The sequence below is a fragment of the Methanolobus sp. genome (assembly GCF_016278385.1).
In the GTDB taxonomy this organism is placed as follows: domain Archaea; phylum Halobacteriota; class Methanosarcinia; order Methanosarcinales; family Methanosarcinaceae; genus Methanolobus.
Genome location: NZ_JADQBY010000002.1, coordinates 110,430 through 128,326, shown reverse-complemented (window position 1 = coordinate 128,326; position 17,897 = coordinate 110,430). Strand labels below are relative to the sequence as shown.

The following is a 17,897-nucleotide window of genomic DNA, read 5'->3' as shown; positions in this document are numbered from 1 at the left end:
ATGCTAAGTCTGACTCAGGCTATCAGGATCTCACTGGGTAGCATCGGCAGTTCCAAACTCAGGTCTGCCCTTACCACCCTTGGAATTATTATAGGCGTTGCAGCCGTGATAGCCAATGTCTCACTGGGGGCCAGTTTCAACCAGTATTTCAATGATGAGATAGGAGCGGTCGGATCTAATTTTATTGTAATTTACAGCCAGAATATAGATGTTTTCTTTGATAAAGAGCTGGAAATTATTGAAAACACTCCTGGGGTTGAGGGTGTATCTCCTATAAATCAACAGATGGCAAAAGTTACTTTCATGTCCACTTCCAGACAGATAGATATTCAAGGGGTTACTCAGGACTATGACGAAGTGGCAAATTTTGAGATGGATTCGGGGACATTCCTTACTGATAAAGATCGCTATGTTGCGGTAATTGGTGCGGATGTTGCCTATGAGAAATTTGATAAGAAAATTTCAATCAAAAATCCAATTGATATCACATTTAGAAGGAAAGATGGTGGTGTGGTTACTCAGACTTTCATCGTCAAGGGTGTAATTAAGGATCCTAATACCACCTTTGCCCAAACAGGGGTAGAGCCAGAGATACGTGTCTTTATTCCAATAGAGACCATGAATGAGATAATCGACAGGGATGACTACGGAGGTTTTTTCATAAAAGCCCGAAGTCTTGATGTAGTCAGGGAAGTCGCAGATGAGGTAGACAAACGTCTTGCACGCAGTCTGGGTGTTCCTAGCAGGGACCTTGACAATGATGATGCTAAGCCGTATGTGGTATTTGATCAGATGGAGGTCCTTGAGCAGACGAACCAGCTATCCGCCGCTCTGACATCACTTCTTACATCGGTTGCTCTGATATCTCTTCTTGTGGGTTCCATCGGGATAATGAATATCATGCTTGTAACAGTTGCCGAAAGGACTCGTGAAATAGGTCTTTTGAAATCACTGGGGTATAATGAAAAGGATATTCTTTCGCTTTTCATAATAGAATCAATTATTGTAGGGCTTATCGGTGGAATCCTGGGTACTTTCCTGGGCATTGGGATTGCACTGTTAGCAAATAATATCCTGGGTGTTCCGGATGTTTTCCCAACAAGCCTGATATTCATGGGCTTTTTTGTATCAATAGTCGTAGGGCTGGTTGCCGGCGTTTATCCTGCAAGGAAAGCTGCGCGTATGAATCCGGTTGAAGCTTTGAGGAAGGAGTAAGCATGATAGACTTAAAACAGGCATTTGCTATTGCTCTTGGTAGTATTGGCAGTGCCAAAATGCGTTCAACCCTTACAGCACTGGGGATAATCATCGGTGTTGCTGCAGTTGTGGCAAACGTTTCCCTTGGTGCAAGTTTCAATCAATATTTCACAGATGAGCTTAGCTCCCTCGGTTCAAATTTCATTATAATATATAGTCAGGATGTAAATATCTTTTATGACACTGAACTGGAACTGATCAGGAATACTCCGGGTATAGATGGGGTTTCTCCTTTTAACCAGCAAACTGCGGCGGTTACATACCTGTCGGCAACCCGGCAGATAGATGTTCAGGGTGTGGGCGAGGATGCCCAGTACATATCCAATCTGGATGTTGAAGACGGAAATTTCCTTTCAGATAAGGACAAATACGTAGCAGTTCTGGGAAAAGATGTAGCAGAAGAGAAGTTTGATAAGGATATCTCTATCAAGAATTATGTGGATATAACCATAAAAAGGGCTGATGGGACCAGTGTAACTCAAAAATTCCGGGTGAAAGGCATACTTGCAAGTGAAGATAATACTTTTGTAACTGGCGGACCAGATCGCGATGTTGCTATATATGCCCCCATAAAAACACTGAATGAAATGCTTAATGTCACAGATTATGGAGGTTTTTCCGCGAAGACGGGAAGTGCAGAATCTGTAAAGGAGGTTTCTGACGAAGTGGACAAACGTCTTGCAAGGTCACTGGGTGTGCCTACAAGGGACCTTGAGAATGACGATGCTAAACCATATCGGATTTTCAACCAGGCTGAAATAATCGATCAGCTGGATGCCCTTGCACAATCACTGACAATACTGATCACCCTTGTGGCTGTTGTGGCTCTCATAGTTGGTTCCATAGGTATTATGAACATAATGTTGGTTACAGTTACTGAAAGAACCCGTGAGATCGGTCTTTTGAAATCACTGGGATTCACCAGATCCGGCATACTTGTGCTTTTCATTTTAGAATCTATTATAGTAGGGGTGATTGGTGGTATTCTTGGAACACTCATGGGTCTTGTTGGTTCCTATCTTGTAGAAGTATATCTGGATATTCCGCCAGTGTTCCCATTTTATCTCATTTTTATTGGATTTTTCATATCTGTGATAGTCGGTCTGGTTGCCGGGGTCTATCCGGCCAACAAGGCGGCAAATCTTAATCCTGTTGAAGCGCTCCGGCATGAATGATTTTGCTTCCAGATGAAAGTCTTTTTTTTAAAAAGGTATGTAGGGTTGCATAAAGCACCGCCAGATAAGTCGATGAATCGAAACGTTTAAGTAATTGCGATGCATTGACTGGTCCGACGATATATCGTCAAGTTGGAATATACAATGTGTGTACAAATGGCAGCTTACAATAGTTGTGTATTTGATGGTGGCAACGTTATTGATATCACAGGTTTGGAAAAGAGCTATCTCCTTGGTGGTACAGGAGTGCCTATTCTCCATGGAAGTGATCTGTGTACTAAAAACGGAAAACTTGTTGCCATCATGATTCCATCTGGAACAGGAAAAAATACACTGATGAACATGATAGGATGGCTGGACAGATTGGCCGAGGGCAAGGTCACTCTAATGGGGAGAGATACCAGCGTCATAACGGGTAATGAGTTTGAGGAGCTCAGAGGTATTGAAATTGGTTTTGTGTTCCATAACTTCAATCTCATCCCACGTCCAAGCGCCTATGAAAATGTAACGCTGCTGGTATATTCCAACGCAAAGAAGGGAGCTGATTCCTCCGTAAGGGTACGAGACCTGCTGAATATGGTAGGTCTCAATGACCTCCCAAAAGTGGAATTTATTGAGGGTGTTAGTAAATCATTGTGCTATTTAGTTCATGTAACAACGGTAAGTGCTTCTTTCATGGCACAGATTTTGGCAGTTATATCACAGTTAAATATTATGGGTTATGAGCCATTTTCGGTTTAGATTTGTGAATATGTGGGTGCACGGGTTAAATCAAGACTATAGGTTACAGTCATGTGATGCTGTATCAATCAAAATAGATTATGGAGATTCGTTTATCTTTGATTACAAAAACGCAGTGGAAGTCATGGGCATACTTTCTCCTGATGATGCAATGGTGCATGAATCCCATCTTTACATTAAGTAGAATCCAACACTAAAAAACGGTATTAGGTATAATATGTCTGGTAAAATCCGGACTTAATAAATTAAAGACATATATTCGATTACATAGGGGAAAAATAATGGGTGAAATGGGGACAATTCTACATGAATTCGCAAATGTTGCTTTTGAGAAGCAGACATATATGAATCTATTATATCTGTTATTCTCATTTCCACTTGGTACGGCTTATTTTGCATTCCTTGTAACTGGTTTGTCACTGGGTTTCAGTTTATTGCTAATGTGGATAGGTCTTCCATTACTCATTATTGTTTTTCTTGCATGGTGGGAGATAGCATCCTTTGAGCGCCAGATGGCTATATGGTTACTTGGTATTGATATTCCAGAACTGTATTTAGCTCCCTCTGACAAAAAAAATATAATTGAAAGAATTTCATTCAGGTTAAAGAATCCGGTTACCTGGAAATCTCTTTTATTTCTGCTGTTGAAATTCCCGATAGGAATTATCTCACTTACAATAATGCTGTTCCTTGTGGCATTGAGTCTGGGAATGCTAATAGATCCACTTCTTTATGTCATTGGTACTGGTTCAGCTGACTCTTTACTGGAATCAATAATGATATCTATTGCCGGAACATTTGTGGGGCTTGGGTCCATGCATTTGTTGAATTTGCTTGCATACCTGGAAGCAAATTTTGCAAAAAAGATGTTGGGGTCCGAACAGATTGTGCATAAAGAGGTACATTTTATTGCGGATGCACAATTTTAACTCTCTACATTGTTAATATTGTTATAAAATTCAAGTATGAGTCTTGTTTTTTCATTTTCGAGGTTTAATTTAAATGTTCTTATTTGCTTGCCAAGGGGCTTTTCAATAACAACATTACTTTTTATTAATGGTGTAATCACTCTTGCAACGCTGGAATGGGACAGTCCGGTTTCGTCGGCAATTCCTGAAAGATATGTCGATTCATCCTTGTGCGCTATAAGGTTCTTAAGAACCGTCATCTGGGCAGTTTTTCCAAAAATCTCTTCCAGGTTATCCATTTATTATCTTGATTATATATTCTGTTATGGCTTATAAGATTTTCTTTTATTGGATAAGTCGTTTACAAAAACAGAAACCCTGTCATATTTGGAAAGGTTTTAATAATATCGTACTTCTATATTTCATAAGCTTGTTTCAGGTAGAATTATTATGCATACAGAAAAGACTAGCGGTAAAATTCTTTCTCTTCTTGAGGAAAACCCCGGTATAACTACGAAGGAAATCGCTGAAAATTTATCAATTTCCGAATCCCTGGTTAAAGAGGCATTGAAAAGTATGTCTGATACAAGGCAGAAAGTTCTCATTGTCGATGACGAAATGGATGCTTTGCTTTCTCTGAAAATAGCACTTGAGGCTGAAGGATATAATGTTTCAGAAGCAAAAGATGGGTACGAGGCTATAGAAAAAGTATATTCAGAGATTCCTGATGTAATACTTCTTGATCTTATGATTCCTGAGATGGATGGCTTTGAAGTATGCAAACATCTTAAATTGGATCCAATGTACAGTCATATTCCTATTATTATGCTCACTGCACGAGGTCAAGTAACTGATAAGGTGGAAGGCATCGAATTAGGTGCAGATGATTATGTAACCAAACCCTTCAACTTGAAAGAACTGAAAGCACGCATAAAAATGGTTCTGAGAAGAAGTCAGGGGTAAATTTTAATTTTATCATGTGGGACCGGAAAAGCAGGTGGAATCTAGTTCTTTTTGCTATAGTAGTCTTACTTTTAATAAGTTCAATATTTTTCCTGTGGCTTAAGACGAATATAGAGATCAGGTCTGTTGTTGAAGAGCAGTACCAGAATCAACAACTTTTGCTGACACGTCAGATTGCTAACAGCCTGGAAAGGACCCTTAACGAAAAAGTATTGCTACTGGAGGTTATTGCAAAAGCTGATGCAGGCATTCCGCCCGATAACTTCCAATCGAATCTCAAAAGGGTCTATGATATTGCTGGTATGTTCTATGTGGTTGAATATGTGGCAGAGAATGGAACAATAATTTCAGGTTATCCAGAAGAGAATGTTCCTGTTGGTTTAAACCTGTATGAAGCTAACCAGTATAGTGCCTTTGAATGGATAAAGGATTCAGGTGAAGCTTATATTACAGATCCTCTGAGGCTCACGGAAGGAAATTATGGTTCCTTCATCTGGCTTCCTGTTTATGAAGATGATGAGTTCAAGGGAGCTTTTATTGCTATTATTCAGGAGTCTGACCTTAAAAGCAGGTATATGGTGGGTTCTAACTCATCAAGTTATTCATATATGCTTGATGGGAGTGGCAGGTTGCTATATGACGAATCATGGGACTATAAAAGGGGAGTCAATTATTCAGAGCTCATGGCTTCAAATTCTTCAGGCCTGGTTGATATAATTTCAAAACAGGTAAGTGGAGCAGAAGGATATGGTAAGTATTTTGTCCTTGAAAATGGTACTATCGTTGAGGAAAGACTTGTGTCTTATTCTCCTATTAGCTGGTACAATCAGAAATGGTCACTGGCAATTAACACTCCTTCCTCTGAAATTGACAGGCTAATTGTGTCAGTTTACTTGAAGCTGCTTATTGTGTCAATTGTTTCGGTTCTTTGCATCATATTTGTGAGTTCTTTTGTAGTTGTTATTCTTTTTAGCTGGAGCAAGAGCCTTGAGAAGGAAGTCGATTTAAAAACCCAGGAGCTTAAAGACTCGAATGATTCACTGATAGCAGCAAACCGGAAACTTAAGGAGCTTGACAGGCTAAAGAATGAATTTTTATCTATAGTTTCCCACGAGCTTAAAACTCCACTGACTGCCATAAAAACATCAGGGGATTTTTTGCTGGAAAATGATTCATGTGATTCTTCAATCAGGCGTCAGATGCTTGATATTATTATTCGTAATATTGATCGTCAAGCGCGTATGATTGATGATCTTCTCGATATTTCCAGAATTGAATCAAATCGTATAAAATTCAACAGGGAACTGGTTGACCTTGAAGATACGATCAATATTTCTCTTGAAATGGTTGACAAGTATCTAAAGGACAAGAGGATGACAGTGTCCCTTAACATGCCAACGGACCTTTCATTTGTAAATACTGATAAAGATAAACTTGTACAGGTATTTGTTAATCTTCTGAATAATGCCGTTAAATTCAGCAAGAGGAATGGCAGAATAACAATTGATGTTATGGATGAAGGTTCTAGTGTAAGGGTAAGTATTGGTGATAATGGTATTGGCATGAGTCCTGAGGAACTTGATAATATATTTGATAAATTTTACCAGATAGATAGTACATCAACACGAAAGTTTGGTGGGAGTGGTCTTGGTCTATCAATTGTCAAAGGTATTATTGAAGGCCAGGGTGGAACTATTTCGGTGAGCAGTGCTCCCTATAAGGGAAGTACTTTTGTGTTTACACTGATGAAAAAATGAAGTATGTCTGAGGATTATTGTGACAATAACATGCTAAACCGCTTTCATATAAAACTGCAAGCTAAATTAAAAAGTGTCTGATTGTTGTTCAGGGTTCATAGGGATCATAAAGATAAAATTACTGCCTTTGTTGATCTCACTTTCAACATCTATTTTTCCTCCATGCATTTTGACAAATTCCTTTACTATCATAAGTCCAAGTCCTACTCCTTCAAACCTTCTAGTGAGTGTGGAATCTAATTGAGAAAAAGGCTTGAATAGTTTCCCGATATCATTTTTTTCAATTCCAATACCATTGTCTTTTACTGACACATTTAACATTCCTTCGTTTTGAGTGATACTGATCTTGATGTCTCCACACTCGGGGGTAAATTTAATGGCATTACTTATAAGGTTATAAAAGATAACTTTCATTTTGTTCTTGTCGGCATGCATGGTCTTAATGTTATCATCGACTTCAAACTCAATATTTATATTCTTATTTTTTGCCATTGGAATTGTTGAATTCATTATGTCTTTAATAATTACAGGAACCGAGAACTTCTTTATGTTAAGTTCAATCTTCCCTTCTTCAGCGGCGGAAAGCTCTATCATGGAATTGATTAAAAGAAGCAGGCGATTGCCGCTGCGCTTGATAATTTCAAGATATTGTTTCTGCTGATTGTTTGTGGCGCCAAAATGATCCTCGTAAAGAAGATCTGAATAACCCAAAATGGCATTGAGTGGTGTTCTCAGCTCATGGCTTATGATTGCAAGGAATTCACTTTTTGTACGGGTTGCATTATCTGATATTAGTTTGGCAAGGAGAAGTGCTTTTTCAGCATGCTTTTGTTCTGTTATATCGTTTCCAGAGGACAAAACTCCTTTAATATTTCCGTCTTCATCTTCAAGAAGAATATTGTGCCATCCAAAGATTCTGTCTTCTTTTTTTATCAGGAGCGATTCTTCAAAATACGGACGTAGTTCAGCTTTGCCTTCCATATGTTTTGCATAATTTGTTTTCATTTTGTTCCTGGTATTTTCCGGGTAGGAGATATCAAACCAGTTTTTAGAAATTATGTCTTGCTCCTTGCAATTAAAAAGTTCACATCCTTTTTTGTTCATGAGCTTTATTTTACCTTCTCTATCGGTAACGAGGATGATGACTCCTGCGATGTCAAGGTATTTCTGTGCTCTATCTCTCTCTTTCTTGAGTTTGAATTCCACATGTTTCAACCTGGCGATATCAATCATAAGGCCGTTGATTCCTATGAACTCTCCATTCTTGAAAATGGGTTGGGATGTAGTGTGCACATAGCTTATTTTTCCATCCTTTTTGACTATCCTGAACATGTATGGTTTATGTTCTCCACCAACGGTTTTCTCAATATCTTCAAGTAAACCTGGAATGTCATCAGGATGGACATGTTTTGTAAAATGAGTGCCAAGGACTTCTTCAACACCGTAGCCGGTTATGTTTTTGATTGCAGGGTTGATATATGTAAAATAGCCATCGATATCCACTGCAAAAAGGACATCGTTGAGATTGTTCAGTCGATCGGAATAAAATTCTTCTGTTTCCTGTAATCTGGATTGTGATACTTCTAATTGAGATTGTAGCTCTTTTATTTTTTGATGCAGTTCTTTTTTTGTAGGCTGGTGGTTTCTATCATCACTTTCATTGGTTGGATTCTCATTATTTATTATCATTTTCCATTAACTCACAAATTCCTTATTATATTAATCTATTCGGGTGGTAATGAGCGTTCAGCTTCCTTTTTCACCATTTTTGATTGATGAAGGCTGAAATCACAGCACAGAAAATGAGTACTAATATTAAGCGCTTGTATTATGTTGTCCCAACCAACAGTTAGTTGCGCTTTTAGACATGAATGTAAATTATTTAGGTGAATCCACCATGTACTTGATTCTTATTTCTCTTTATATGATATTCTATTAATAACTATGGGAACTTAGTATGCGGTTAATATATTTATTTCATACAACTATAAAAAAGACGCCGAGGTTGGGATTCGAACCCAAGCACTCCTTCCGGAGAAACCGGTCTCGAGCCGGTCGCGTTTGGACTCCGAGGCATTTGCCGACGGATTAGTCCGCTCTGCCACCTCAGCACATTGGATTTGAAGGTCTTAATCTCTTAAAAAGGTATCGAGGATTAGGTTTAGAAGTCAAAAAGTGAGCTCTGCTTCTTCTGGTGTTCATATTCGATGTTCTGGGTTTCCGGGGGTATCTCGATGCTTCCGTACTGTCCACCACCACCAGGGTGGATAATAAGTTTCTTCTCTCTGAAAGCAAGGATTGCATTTACAACACGTCTGTCGAGTTTGTTCATATCACTGATATCAGCTTTCTGGAGGACATTCAATTCGTTTCCGTATCTTGATATCAGGTCATTCCATGCAGTATGTACGCCTTTGGTATTAATACTGGCATGCCCGAGTGCCGTCATGATGATCTCTGACAGTGGCATCAGGTGAACGTAAGGTGGTCTGTGCTCAGGGTGTTTTGCTTCGGCGAAATCAGCAAGTTCGTTTACCCTGTCCTTTACGCCTTTCTTGATAAGTCCTCCACAATTGATACACTTCCAGTTAGATGAAAGGCATTGTTCAAGTGTGTAGTGTGTATAGCATTTGATACATGCGGATTCATTGTACTTTCCTTCCTGTGGATAGAATCCGGCATTATAGGTAACTCTATATCCATCCTTCCTCAGAATTGCTTTTTTGAGTCCTTCAAATGTGACTTCTGGAACACTTATCTGGTTAAATTCCCTTGCAAGCTTATTGGACCAAGGAGAATGAGCATCGGAATTTGAAAGGAAAGTGAGCCGATGAAGTTCTTTAATCCTATCTGCATAGTTACTGTCAGCGCTAAGTCCAAGTTCAAGGAATGAAATATAATCGGTCATGTCTCCATAACAGCTCTTAAGAGAATCATGGTATGCATAGAGTGCGGTCCACGGAGTAAAAGCATGACAGGGTCCAATAAGAGCTTCTATGTCTTTTGCAACCTCGGCAATCTCACATCCATTCAGTCGGACAGTGGGTCTTCCGTCTATTTTGAGGTCGCAGAAGTTAGATAATCTTTCCGCAAGCTCTTCAGCTTTAGATATGGATGGTAAGAGGAGAAGATGATGTACGCGGCTGCTGTCCTCTATTTCAGTAGTTATTATAAAATTAGTTTTCCCGATGGTTACGGTCTCATCATCGGCAGCTGCCTTTTTGATGTTTTTTAACCACTCGGGATGGGTGCAGTCTCCGGTTGCAACCAGATCCACACCCTTTTTTGCTGCTTCCTCTGCCATTACTGGCAATTCCATTTTATTCGAACAAGCCATTGAATATTTGGAATGTAAGTGAAGATCGGCATTGATCAACATTTTACTTTAGCCAATATATCTGAGGTCTTCATCATTTACGGTGCCCATCTCAGGCATCCCTTTTTGTTGCTGTTCTACTTCCTTAAGTCTTGCAACAATTTTTTCCATTTCCTTGGCACGCTCTTCAAGAGGTCCTTCATCGATATCGATCTCAAATATCTTGCAGATGACCTTAAGCAGTGATTGTGCACTCTTCGGGTCTACAAGATAGCCTGAGGTCAGACCCATGAGGCATGCTGCATCAATGTTCTTGAATTTACTAAGTCCAAGCAAAAGTCCGGAAGCACCAACAATGCCTCCTCCTGGCTCACCTTCTTTGAAGGTGACTCCATACTCTTTAAGTTCCTCAATAAGTTCTATATTGTTTACTGCTCCGAGTACTTCGTTAGAATGTGTGAGCTGTCCTGTAGGGAATCCTCCCAGAGTGTATATCCTCTGTACTCCAAATTCCTGCGCAAGTTCGAGGTAAACTGTGCATAGTTTGTAGTGTCCTTCTGTGGAAGAGCTCTGGTGGTCACCAATAAGTACAATAATATCGTGTTTTTCTGTGTGGCAGACAAATAATTCATTGTTTACCAGTTGAATTTCACTATTTTCATCCACAAGAACCTGAGGTGGGAAATGGTGGGAATAAATCTCAATTATTTTCTCTGCATCAAGTTCTTCGACAATGTGCTCTGCAACAAGCTTTCCAACATGTCCAACACCCGGAAGCCCCACTATAAGTATCGGGTCCTTAAGTTGAACATCTTCTTTTGTACGAATTACTTCTATTTCCTGCATTGATCTCCCTCTTTCCTTGCTATCCTGCGATATCTGCCATAGGGGTCCTTTGGGGAAAATTTTGCAGGTTGTGGCCTAACAGTATTGAAACTACATTGCTTGCAGACAGTTTCCATAGTATATCTGCCACAATTCCTGCATTTGAAGATATTTTGTCCCAACGGAATCTCACGCCTTTACAGTATCATTATGCCTGTGGAATTCGCCTTTTCCACCAAGCTTTTCAATAGTGCTGATAGCTGCATTTGCAGACTTCTTCAACACAGCCTCTGCTTTCTTATAATCAGGAGCAATCACTTTAATGCGATATCTTGGAGCACCAGTATAACTGATGTCCACGTTTACTCCTTCCTCCTCTATTTCATTGCCAGCATCAAGTGCTTGCTTAATGATCTCGATTCCATCAGGGAGATAGCAATTGAGGTCTATGAATCCTGCGATGTCTACAAAAGGCAGTTTGATGTTATTCTGAGCTACAGTGATAATACTTGAAACAAGCGTCTTCTTCATCTTCACATCGTCGAAAGCATCCTCTGCATTGATGGCTGCTTCTTCAAATACGGAATAAAGACTGCCGAAGCTTTCCAGCAAGTTGAGCTTTAACTTATCCATCTCTTCTTCGCTGGTCTCATTTTCCTCTGCAACAAACTGAAGCCACTTGAAGGCCTTTTGTTCGTTCTTCCAGTCCTGTATCTTTGCACGCTTCTGGTGTTCGTTAACATCCTTTAGGGACAGGTCTATGTGGCGACGTGAAGAGTCTACATTAAGTACTTTGCAGACTATTTTCTGTCCTTCACGCACGTGGTCTCTTACATATTTGACCCATCCGGCCTTAATCTCCGATATGTGGATAAAACCTTCTTTTCCATTGAATTCTTCAAGGGATGTGTATGCACCGAAATCGGTAACATTCGTTACGGCACAAACAACAAAATCCCCACTTTCGGGCCAACTGTTGTCATCCATTATAAATCACTTTGAATTACTCGAGTACTTCGAGTATGTGTGTTGTGATTGATGATTTTCCGCCGGTAGGCTCTGCGAGTGTTCTTCCGCATACAAGGCATGTTACCTTGCGGCTTGCACTGCCGAAAATCACCTGTTCGTTTTCACAATCATTACATTTTACACGTAAAAATCTGCTCTTAGGTTTGTTCATTTACATCACTCCGCAAAATCGAATTTCTTTGCTCTGAAACATGGTCTCTGATGTGCCTTATTGCATTCTGTGCACCTGTATCTGAGCCATATTCTTTTTGTTGGTTTGTCTCCACCAGGCACCTTTGAGAACTTGCCACTGTTTCCAATACCAGTCTGGCGTTTCTTCTGTCTTTCGATGCGTGTAAGTGACGATGCCTTACCCTTCTTTACTCTCTCTGCAACATGCTCTGTGTGCTTTTTGCATGAAGGGCAGTGTGTTCTGAATCTCTTTGGAATCTTCATTATCTTCACCTTGATAAGTTTATTAATTTTACGGAATTCTTTGTGCCACGTTCCGTTTAATCAGCCCCTTTGCGTTCAGGGTGGGTAAAACGATAACGTCTTCAGCATATAATGTGTAATTGCGATTATCCATAGCCTTGAAAGTAGGCAGGTCCTCCAGTATTCGCACAACAACGAATTCTTTATTTATATTACTTTTGCCTATTTCGTCTTTATTGCTGGTATCATCCTGATGTCCGGCAAGCATCCGTTGCTGCTCATCAGAATGGTCGATCTGTACGTTATCCTCAGACAGAGTTGTATTTCCCTCTTTTATTTTGGCCGGCTTCATTTTTATTATTGTTGCCTGCGGGTCAAGTATCGGTACAAGCAATTCCTTACGTGCTGAATTGATGGCTGAAAGCACAGAATCATATAGTTCTTTTTCTTCATTCAGAAGTTTGCTCATGTCCTGGGAAGGCGGCATGCTGGAAAATGCATTGTTTGTGGCGTAGCTTATTATCTTCCTTATGCGGCGTATGAATATAACCTCTATGTCGGTAATTGCACTCTGCAGTTCATCCTCAAGCATCTTGGACTCAACTGAGCGTGGGTTATTTACATTAAGTATCTCTTCCTCAAGTTCCTTAACGTACTTTTCTACATCAGGAAAAAAGCCAGGGTGTAGCGACCTGAGCGTTGAACTGCTCTCTTCCCTAAGTGCGTTCTTAAGCTCAGTGCGATCCATATTCAGCCACCCCTCTGCACATCAGATATACTGCAGCATACTCCGGGACTTCCTGTATGCCTTCCTCTACTGTGAGGTCCTTTCCTTTCATTTGAACAGCAAAAGGTTTAATCACTTTTATTTTTACCGACTTGTCACTGAATACTACTGCATCGTTTAAGGGTTCGAATGTTTCCAGTTCCTGGATGGATAAGGCTGTGACTTTCATACCCGATTTTCCGTGAAGTGATCCGGGAAGGCGTATCAGACGTTTTATATCTGCGGTGACAGGCTCATCAACACATGCAGCCATCTGGGTAACCCCCTGCTTCACAATGTTTTCCAGTATTTCTTTCTTTATGCCGCCAAGTGCATCCATCTTCCCTTTTTTCAAGGCATATACGCGTGCTTCATCCCGGAATACTTCTACAAGTTTCTCCGCAGTAGTTTTGCCAATTCCTTTGAATCCTGTCAGTATTTTAATAGCATCTTCATCTCTGGCCAGGGACGTAAGGTACGTTATAAGGTAGCGGTTGATCCTTCCTCCCCAACCGCCTTCGTCCTCTGAAGGAAGTATTGACATTTTTGCGGTTTCTGCTCCGGCATCTCCTGAAATATCTCTCTTGGAGAATATCTTATCAAGATTAAGACCCCTGGAACTGACATAGTCTACAATTTCTCTTCTCTCTGCGCTTCCAAGCGAAAGCACCGATTCTTCACTGATATGGAAGTGATATCCTCTGCCGCCGGAAAAGACAGCATGAACTTCTCTTTCCTTAAAACCAAAATCGTCCATGAGAAACTCAAGGAGTTTTAATGTCTCTTTCTTCCCATTTTCAAGCATTTCAGCATATGAATTAATATCACCGGGCAGGTGATCAGAGTCAATATCAAATATAAGGTCTGCTTTTTGCCAGTTCTTCTCTTTCATCTTTGGGGCACCGGGGTACTCATAGTAGGCTACTGAATAGTATGCATGTGCCGGAGCTATGCCTCTTAGGTAGTCATGTAGTTCACCTTCTGAACCAAATGCACGGTGTCTTTTCATAAAAGTATCCTGACCGCTGGTAAACTCAATAAATCCCCATTCTCTTGAAGTAAATTCGGGCGGGAGTCTTATGTCTGCGGTGGAATAATAATTCTGGAATGCAGATACTAAATATTGTCTTGTACTCTCATTCATATGGTGCTTGTATCTCCTCTATGGAACCCATTTGATACTAAATCTGTTTAATGCGTCATAAACCTTATAGTCACCATCCGCATTATAATTCCCGCATGAAGAAAGAAATGACCAGTGCTGATGTAGCTGCCCTTACATTTGAGCTTAGCTCTGGTGATACATCTATAATAGATGCCAAAATTGCGAAAATATACCAGCCTGCCGCGGATGAAATTAGGATAAATCTTTTTGTCTACAATAAAGGCAGGGACAATCTTGTAATCGAAGCCGGTAAGCGGGCGCACATGAGTCAGCACCTGCGCCCAAGTCCAAAGCTTCCGCAGTCATTTCCAATGCTGCTAAGAAAGCACATTATGGCAGGGCGCATCACATTTGTCAAACAGTATGATTTTGACAGGATAATGGAGATTGGTATTGTACGTGGTGGCGTGGATACAATTCTTGTTGTTGAATTGTTCTCTTCCGGAAACATCGTTCTTCTGGATTCTGAAAGGAAGATAATTCTCCCTATGAAACCTGTGTCCTTCAAGGGAAGGAAGATACGCAGTGGTGAGGTGTATCAGTATCCGGAAGCCCAGATCAGTCCTGTTGAAGCAGGAGCTGAGGATCTTGAAAAAGCATTTGCCCTGTCAGATGCGGATGTGGTGAGGACCATTGCCACAAGATTCAATCTTGGTGGCGTACTTGCTGAAGAGGTCTGTGCCCGCTCAGGTGTCAATAAGGCTGAAGTTGCAAGGGACATTGGTTCGGATGGTATAACATCTATTATGGCGGCATTAAAAGATCTCTTCTCTCCTCTTCTCTCCGGCAACCTGAAACCATGTGTTGTCAAAAAGGATGTCAAAGGTGAGATGCAGTCATTTGATGCGCTTCCTTTTGAACTTGATATTTACAAGGATTACGAAAAAGAATCTTTCCCCACATTTAATGCTGCTCTTGATGCTTTCTTTGGAAAGATGTCTGCTGAATCTGTGCAGGAACAGGTTACTGCAGTCAAAAAGGAAAAAGTGAATGTTTTTGAACGCAGGCTTCAGAAACAAGAAGCTGCAATTGATAAATTTACAACGGATGCCAATAAGTATACACTTGTTGCGGAAAAGATTTATGCCAATTATGTCGATATTGAAGAGATCATTGGTGTCCTGCTGCAAGCCCGTGATAAGGGTTATTCATGGGATGAGATCAGGTCCATACTTAAAAAAGCAAAGGACAGTGTTCCTGCTGCAAAATGGATTGTGAGTATTGATTCTGCAGTCGGGAACATTGTCCTTGATCTTGATGGGATTATGGCTACTGTGGATATCAAACTTACAGTTCCTCAGAACGCACAGGTCTATTATGATAAAGCCAAAAAGCTTACTAAGAAAAAGGATGGAGCACTTAAGGCCATAGAGGATACGAAAAGTGCGATGCAAAAGAAAGAGAAGAAAGCATCCGGTAAGCGAAAGGTCCATGCAAAGAAATACTGGTACGGACGTTTCAGGTGGTTCACGTCCTCAGATGGTTTCCTTGTGGTTGCCGGAAGGGATGCTGACAGTAACGAGGAAATTGTTAAAAAATATATGGAAAAGAGGGACATTGTGTTTCATACGCAGGTTCCTGGTGCTCCTATCACAGTTATTAAAACCCAGGGTAAAGATGTGCCGGAGCAGACACTTCAGGAAACAGCGCAGTTTGTGGTTTCCTATTCAAGTGTATGGAAATCGGGGCAGTTCAGCGGTGATTGCTACTGGATAAAACCTGAGCAGGTATCGAAGACCCCTGAGTCCGGAGAGTACCTTAAAAAAGGTTCCTTCGTAATTCGTGGTGAGCGTAACTATTTCAGGGATGTTCATGTGGGTGCTGCAGTTGCCCTTGAACTGGAAGGTAGTACCCGGGTAATAGGTGGTCCTGTATCTGCTGTTAATACGCATGGTCAGCATCTTGTTGAGATCGTTCCGGGGAAATTTAATCAGAACGATGTAGCTAAAAAGATATACAAAATATATGTCGAAAAATTAGGTGATCCCAATTTTGTAAAGCAGATCGCTTCTCCTGATAAGATTTCAATGATGCTCCCACCGGGTGAATCTGACATTAAGGGACAGTAATACATACGTAAAGTGCAGCAGAAGATAACTCTAATGGGTTTTATACCTTGAGTTTATTGAAGGATGCTGAATTGATTAACAAGATCTATATCTGGGGTGCTATAATGAGGGTTTTAAAAAGGAATTTGAGAGGCAGAGATGGTGAGATCAAACTTGTTCCTGAAACACTGGATGACCTGTGGCACCTGAAGTATATCATAGAGAAGAACGACCTCATTTTTGCCCTGACCAAAAGGAAAGCAGATACTGCTTCTGATAAGCTTCGACCTGAAAAGGTGGAGAAAAAAAATGTGAGGCTTGGTATCAAGGTTGAGGAGCTGGAGTTTCACAGGTTCTCAAACCGCCTGAGAATCCATGGTCTTATTGAGCAGGGCATGGATACCGGGCACTATCACACTTTTAACGTGGAGGAAGGGCTTGATATTTCCATCATTAAAACCTGGAAAAAAGATCAGCTTGAGCGTATTGATGAAGCAGAAAAATCATCAAAACGTCCTAAAGTAGTCATTGTTGCCATTGAAGAGGGTGACGCGGATATAGGGCTTGTGCGTCATTACGGTATAGAAACTTATTCTCATATCAATCAATCCTCCGGAAAAGGGGAGGGTACGTTGAGAGAGGTATTCTTCCAGGAAATTACCGGGCAGCTTGTGCACGCTGCATCAGAGTCAGAATCCATTGTTGTTTCAGGTCCGGGATTTACTAAAGAGGATTTCTTGAAGTACTTACAGTCTAAGGAGCCTGAACTGGCCTCAAGGGTCATTACTGAAGATACTTCTTCCATAGGCATGTCCGGTTTTCAGGAAGTTTTAAGACGCGGCGCAGTTGACCGGATAATGGAGGAGTCACGAATAGCCCGTGAATCCCGTCTTATGGATGATCTGCTTAAGGAAATTGCCACCGATGGAAAAGTGGCCTACGGTATAGAAGAAGTGAAAATGGCATTGAATTATGGTTCTATTGAGACTCTTCTTGTGGCAGATGAAATGTTAAGGATTGAGCGGGAAAAGGGCAGTATCGACTCGTTTTTACGTGATGTTGAAAAGAATCAGGGGAAAATAGTTGTCTTTAGTACAATATTTGAGCCGGGACAGAAACTTCTTGCGCTTGGTGGGATTGCTGCGCTTCTACGGTTTAAGATATGAGTTATTTCTAGGTATATCCTATTCCGTATGTCTTATATGTGTTAATGAAAGTAAGTTACTAATCCTTTCTTCTTTATATAAGTTTCGGACTGGTTTTGCACATATTGTGCACAGTGACCACAATAGCTCTGTGTTCAGTATATATATTTTTACAGTCATAATGTTTTAACATCTATTAGGTTCTTTTTAGTGTTTTAATTAAAAAAAAGCCTTTTAGTAACTTTAAATCTATTTTGTAATCTTATATTAAGTTTGAATTTAAAATTAGGTCTTATTATATCTTATCCTAATATGTAATAATCAAAAATGATATATACTTCTACTTTAAAGTCATTATCTGGAGGTGTAATAGGTTACACTTGGAGGA

At 40.4% G+C, this 17,897-nt stretch carries 18 protein-coding genes and 1 tRNA gene; 8 read left to right on the top strand and 11 right to left on the bottom strand.

The window, feature by feature from the left end:
* From QZZ23_RS00985 to QZZ23_RS00970, 4 genes are all read left to right on the top strand, one after another.
* Positions 1-1,215 carry an ABC transporter permease gene (locus QZZ23_RS00985; protein WP_292466325.1) on the top strand — a complete coding sequence of 405 codons (1,215 nt, stop codon included), beginning with the start codon at positions 1-3 and terminating at the stop codon, positions 1,213-1,215.
* Between the two features lie 2 nt (positions 1,216-1,217).
* Positions 1,218-2,432 carry an ABC transporter permease gene (locus QZZ23_RS00980; RefSeq protein ID WP_292466324.1) on the top strand — a complete coding sequence of 405 codons (1,215 nt, stop codon included), beginning with the start codon at positions 1,218-1,220 and terminating at the stop codon, positions 2,430-2,432.
* A gap of 156 nt (positions 2,433-2,588) precedes the next feature.
* Positions 2,589-3,173, top strand: coding sequence for an ATP-binding cassette domain-containing protein (locus QZZ23_RS00975; protein WP_292466323.1), 585 nt, complete (start codon positions 2,589-2,591; stop codon positions 3,171-3,173).
* 281 nt (positions 3,174-3,454) lie between these two features.
* Positions 3,455-4,102 (top strand): sensor domain-containing protein, encoded by a 648-nt coding sequence (locus QZZ23_RS00970; protein WP_292466322.1) that lies wholly within the window; start codon positions 3,455-3,457, stop codon positions 4,100-4,102.
* Here QZZ23_RS00970 and QZZ23_RS00965 read toward each other — a convergent pair.
* Complete coding sequence (locus QZZ23_RS00965; RefSeq protein WP_292466321.1) at positions 4,099-4,380, bottom strand: MarR family transcriptional regulator; 282 nt, start codon at positions 4,378-4,380, stop codon at positions 4,099-4,101. The two genes, QZZ23_RS00970 and QZZ23_RS00965, sit on opposite strands and share 4 nt — an antisense overlap.
* Before the next feature lie 151 nt (positions 4,381-4,531).
* Here QZZ23_RS00965 and QZZ23_RS00960 point away from each other — a divergent pair, with 151 nt between their 5' ends.
* Positions 4,532-5,044 (top strand): response regulator, encoded by a 513-nt coding sequence (locus QZZ23_RS00960; RefSeq protein WP_292466320.1) that lies wholly within the window; start codon positions 4,532-4,534, stop codon positions 5,042-5,044.
* Between the two features lie 14 nt (positions 5,045-5,058).
* Positions 5,059-6,801: a sensor histidine kinase gene (locus tag QZZ23_RS00955; protein ID WP_292466319.1), complete on the top strand. Its 1,743-nt coding sequence runs from the start codon at positions 5,059-5,061 to the stop codon at positions 6,799-6,801.
* Between the two features lie 66 nt (positions 6,802-6,867).
* Here the strand turns inward: QZZ23_RS00955 and QZZ23_RS00950 are convergent, their stop codons facing one another.
* From QZZ23_RS00950 to priS, 10 genes are all read right to left on the bottom strand, one after another.
* On the bottom strand, positions 6,868-8,490 hold the full coding sequence (locus QZZ23_RS00950) for a PAS domain-containing sensor histidine kinase (RefSeq protein ID WP_292466318.1): 1,623 nt from the start codon (positions 8,488-8,490) through the stop codon (positions 6,868-6,870).
* 308 nt (positions 8,491-8,798) lie between these two features.
* Positions 8,799-8,912, bottom strand: a tRNA-Ser gene (locus QZZ23_RS00945).
* Positions 8,913-8,962: 50 nt separating this feature from the next.
* Complete coding sequence (locus QZZ23_RS00940) at positions 8,963-10,180, bottom strand: TIGR00375 family protein (RefSeq protein WP_292466317.1); 1,218 nt, start codon at positions 10,178-10,180, stop codon at positions 8,963-8,965.
* Positions 10,181-10,186: 6 nt separating this feature from the next.
* Positions 10,187-10,963, bottom strand: a complete 777-nt coding sequence (locus QZZ23_RS00935; RefSeq protein WP_292466316.1) for a proteasome assembly chaperone family protein — start codon at positions 10,961-10,963, stop codon at positions 10,187-10,189.
* A complete protein-coding gene (locus QZZ23_RS00930) occupies positions 10,951-11,124 on the bottom strand; it encodes a nucleolar RNA-binding Nop10p family protein (RefSeq protein WP_292466315.1) in 174 nt (57 codons plus the stop codon). Before QZZ23_RS00930 ends, QZZ23_RS00935 begins: the two co-directional genes overlap by 13 nt.
* Before the next feature lie 7 nt (positions 11,125-11,131).
* Positions 11,132-11,929 carry a translation initiation factor IF-2 subunit alpha gene (locus QZZ23_RS00925; protein ID WP_292466314.1) on the bottom strand — a complete coding sequence of 266 codons (798 nt, stop codon included), beginning with the start codon at positions 11,927-11,929 and terminating at the stop codon, positions 11,132-11,134.
* A gap of 16 nt (positions 11,930-11,945) precedes the next feature.
* Positions 11,946-12,122: a 30S ribosomal protein S27e gene (locus QZZ23_RS00920; RefSeq protein WP_091937808.1), complete on the bottom strand. Its 177-nt coding sequence runs from the start codon at positions 12,120-12,122 to the stop codon at positions 11,946-11,948.
* 5 nt (positions 12,123-12,127) lie between these two features.
* A complete protein-coding gene (locus tag QZZ23_RS00915) occupies positions 12,128-12,406 on the bottom strand; it encodes a 50S ribosomal protein L44e (RefSeq protein WP_292466313.1) in 279 nt (92 codons plus the stop codon).
* 28 nt (positions 12,407-12,434) lie between these two features.
* Entirely contained in the window at positions 12,435-13,133 is a 699-nt protein-coding gene (locus QZZ23_RS00910; RefSeq protein ID WP_292466312.1) for a hypothetical protein, read from the bottom strand.
* A complete protein-coding gene (gene priS / locus QZZ23_RS00905) occupies positions 13,120-14,295 on the bottom strand; it encodes a DNA primase catalytic subunit PriS (protein WP_292466311.1) in 1,176 nt (391 codons plus the stop codon). The genes QZZ23_RS00910 and priS overlap by 14 nt, the downstream gene beginning before the upstream one ends.
* A 95-nt stretch (positions 14,296-14,390) precedes the next feature.
* Between priS and rqcH the strand changes: the two genes are divergently transcribed.
* Both rqcH and QZZ23_RS00895 read left to right on the top strand, forming a co-directional pair.
* Positions 14,391-16,385: a ribosome rescue protein RqcH gene (gene rqcH / locus QZZ23_RS00900; protein WP_292466310.1), complete on the top strand. Its 1,995-nt coding sequence runs from the start codon at positions 14,391-14,393 to the stop codon at positions 16,383-16,385.
* 104 nt (positions 16,386-16,489) lie between these two features.
* Positions 16,490-17,530, top strand: coding sequence for an mRNA surveillance protein pelota (locus tag QZZ23_RS00895; RefSeq protein ID WP_292466309.1), 1,041 nt, complete (start codon positions 16,490-16,492; stop codon positions 17,528-17,530).
* Positions 17,531-17,897 lie beyond the last annotated feature (367 nt).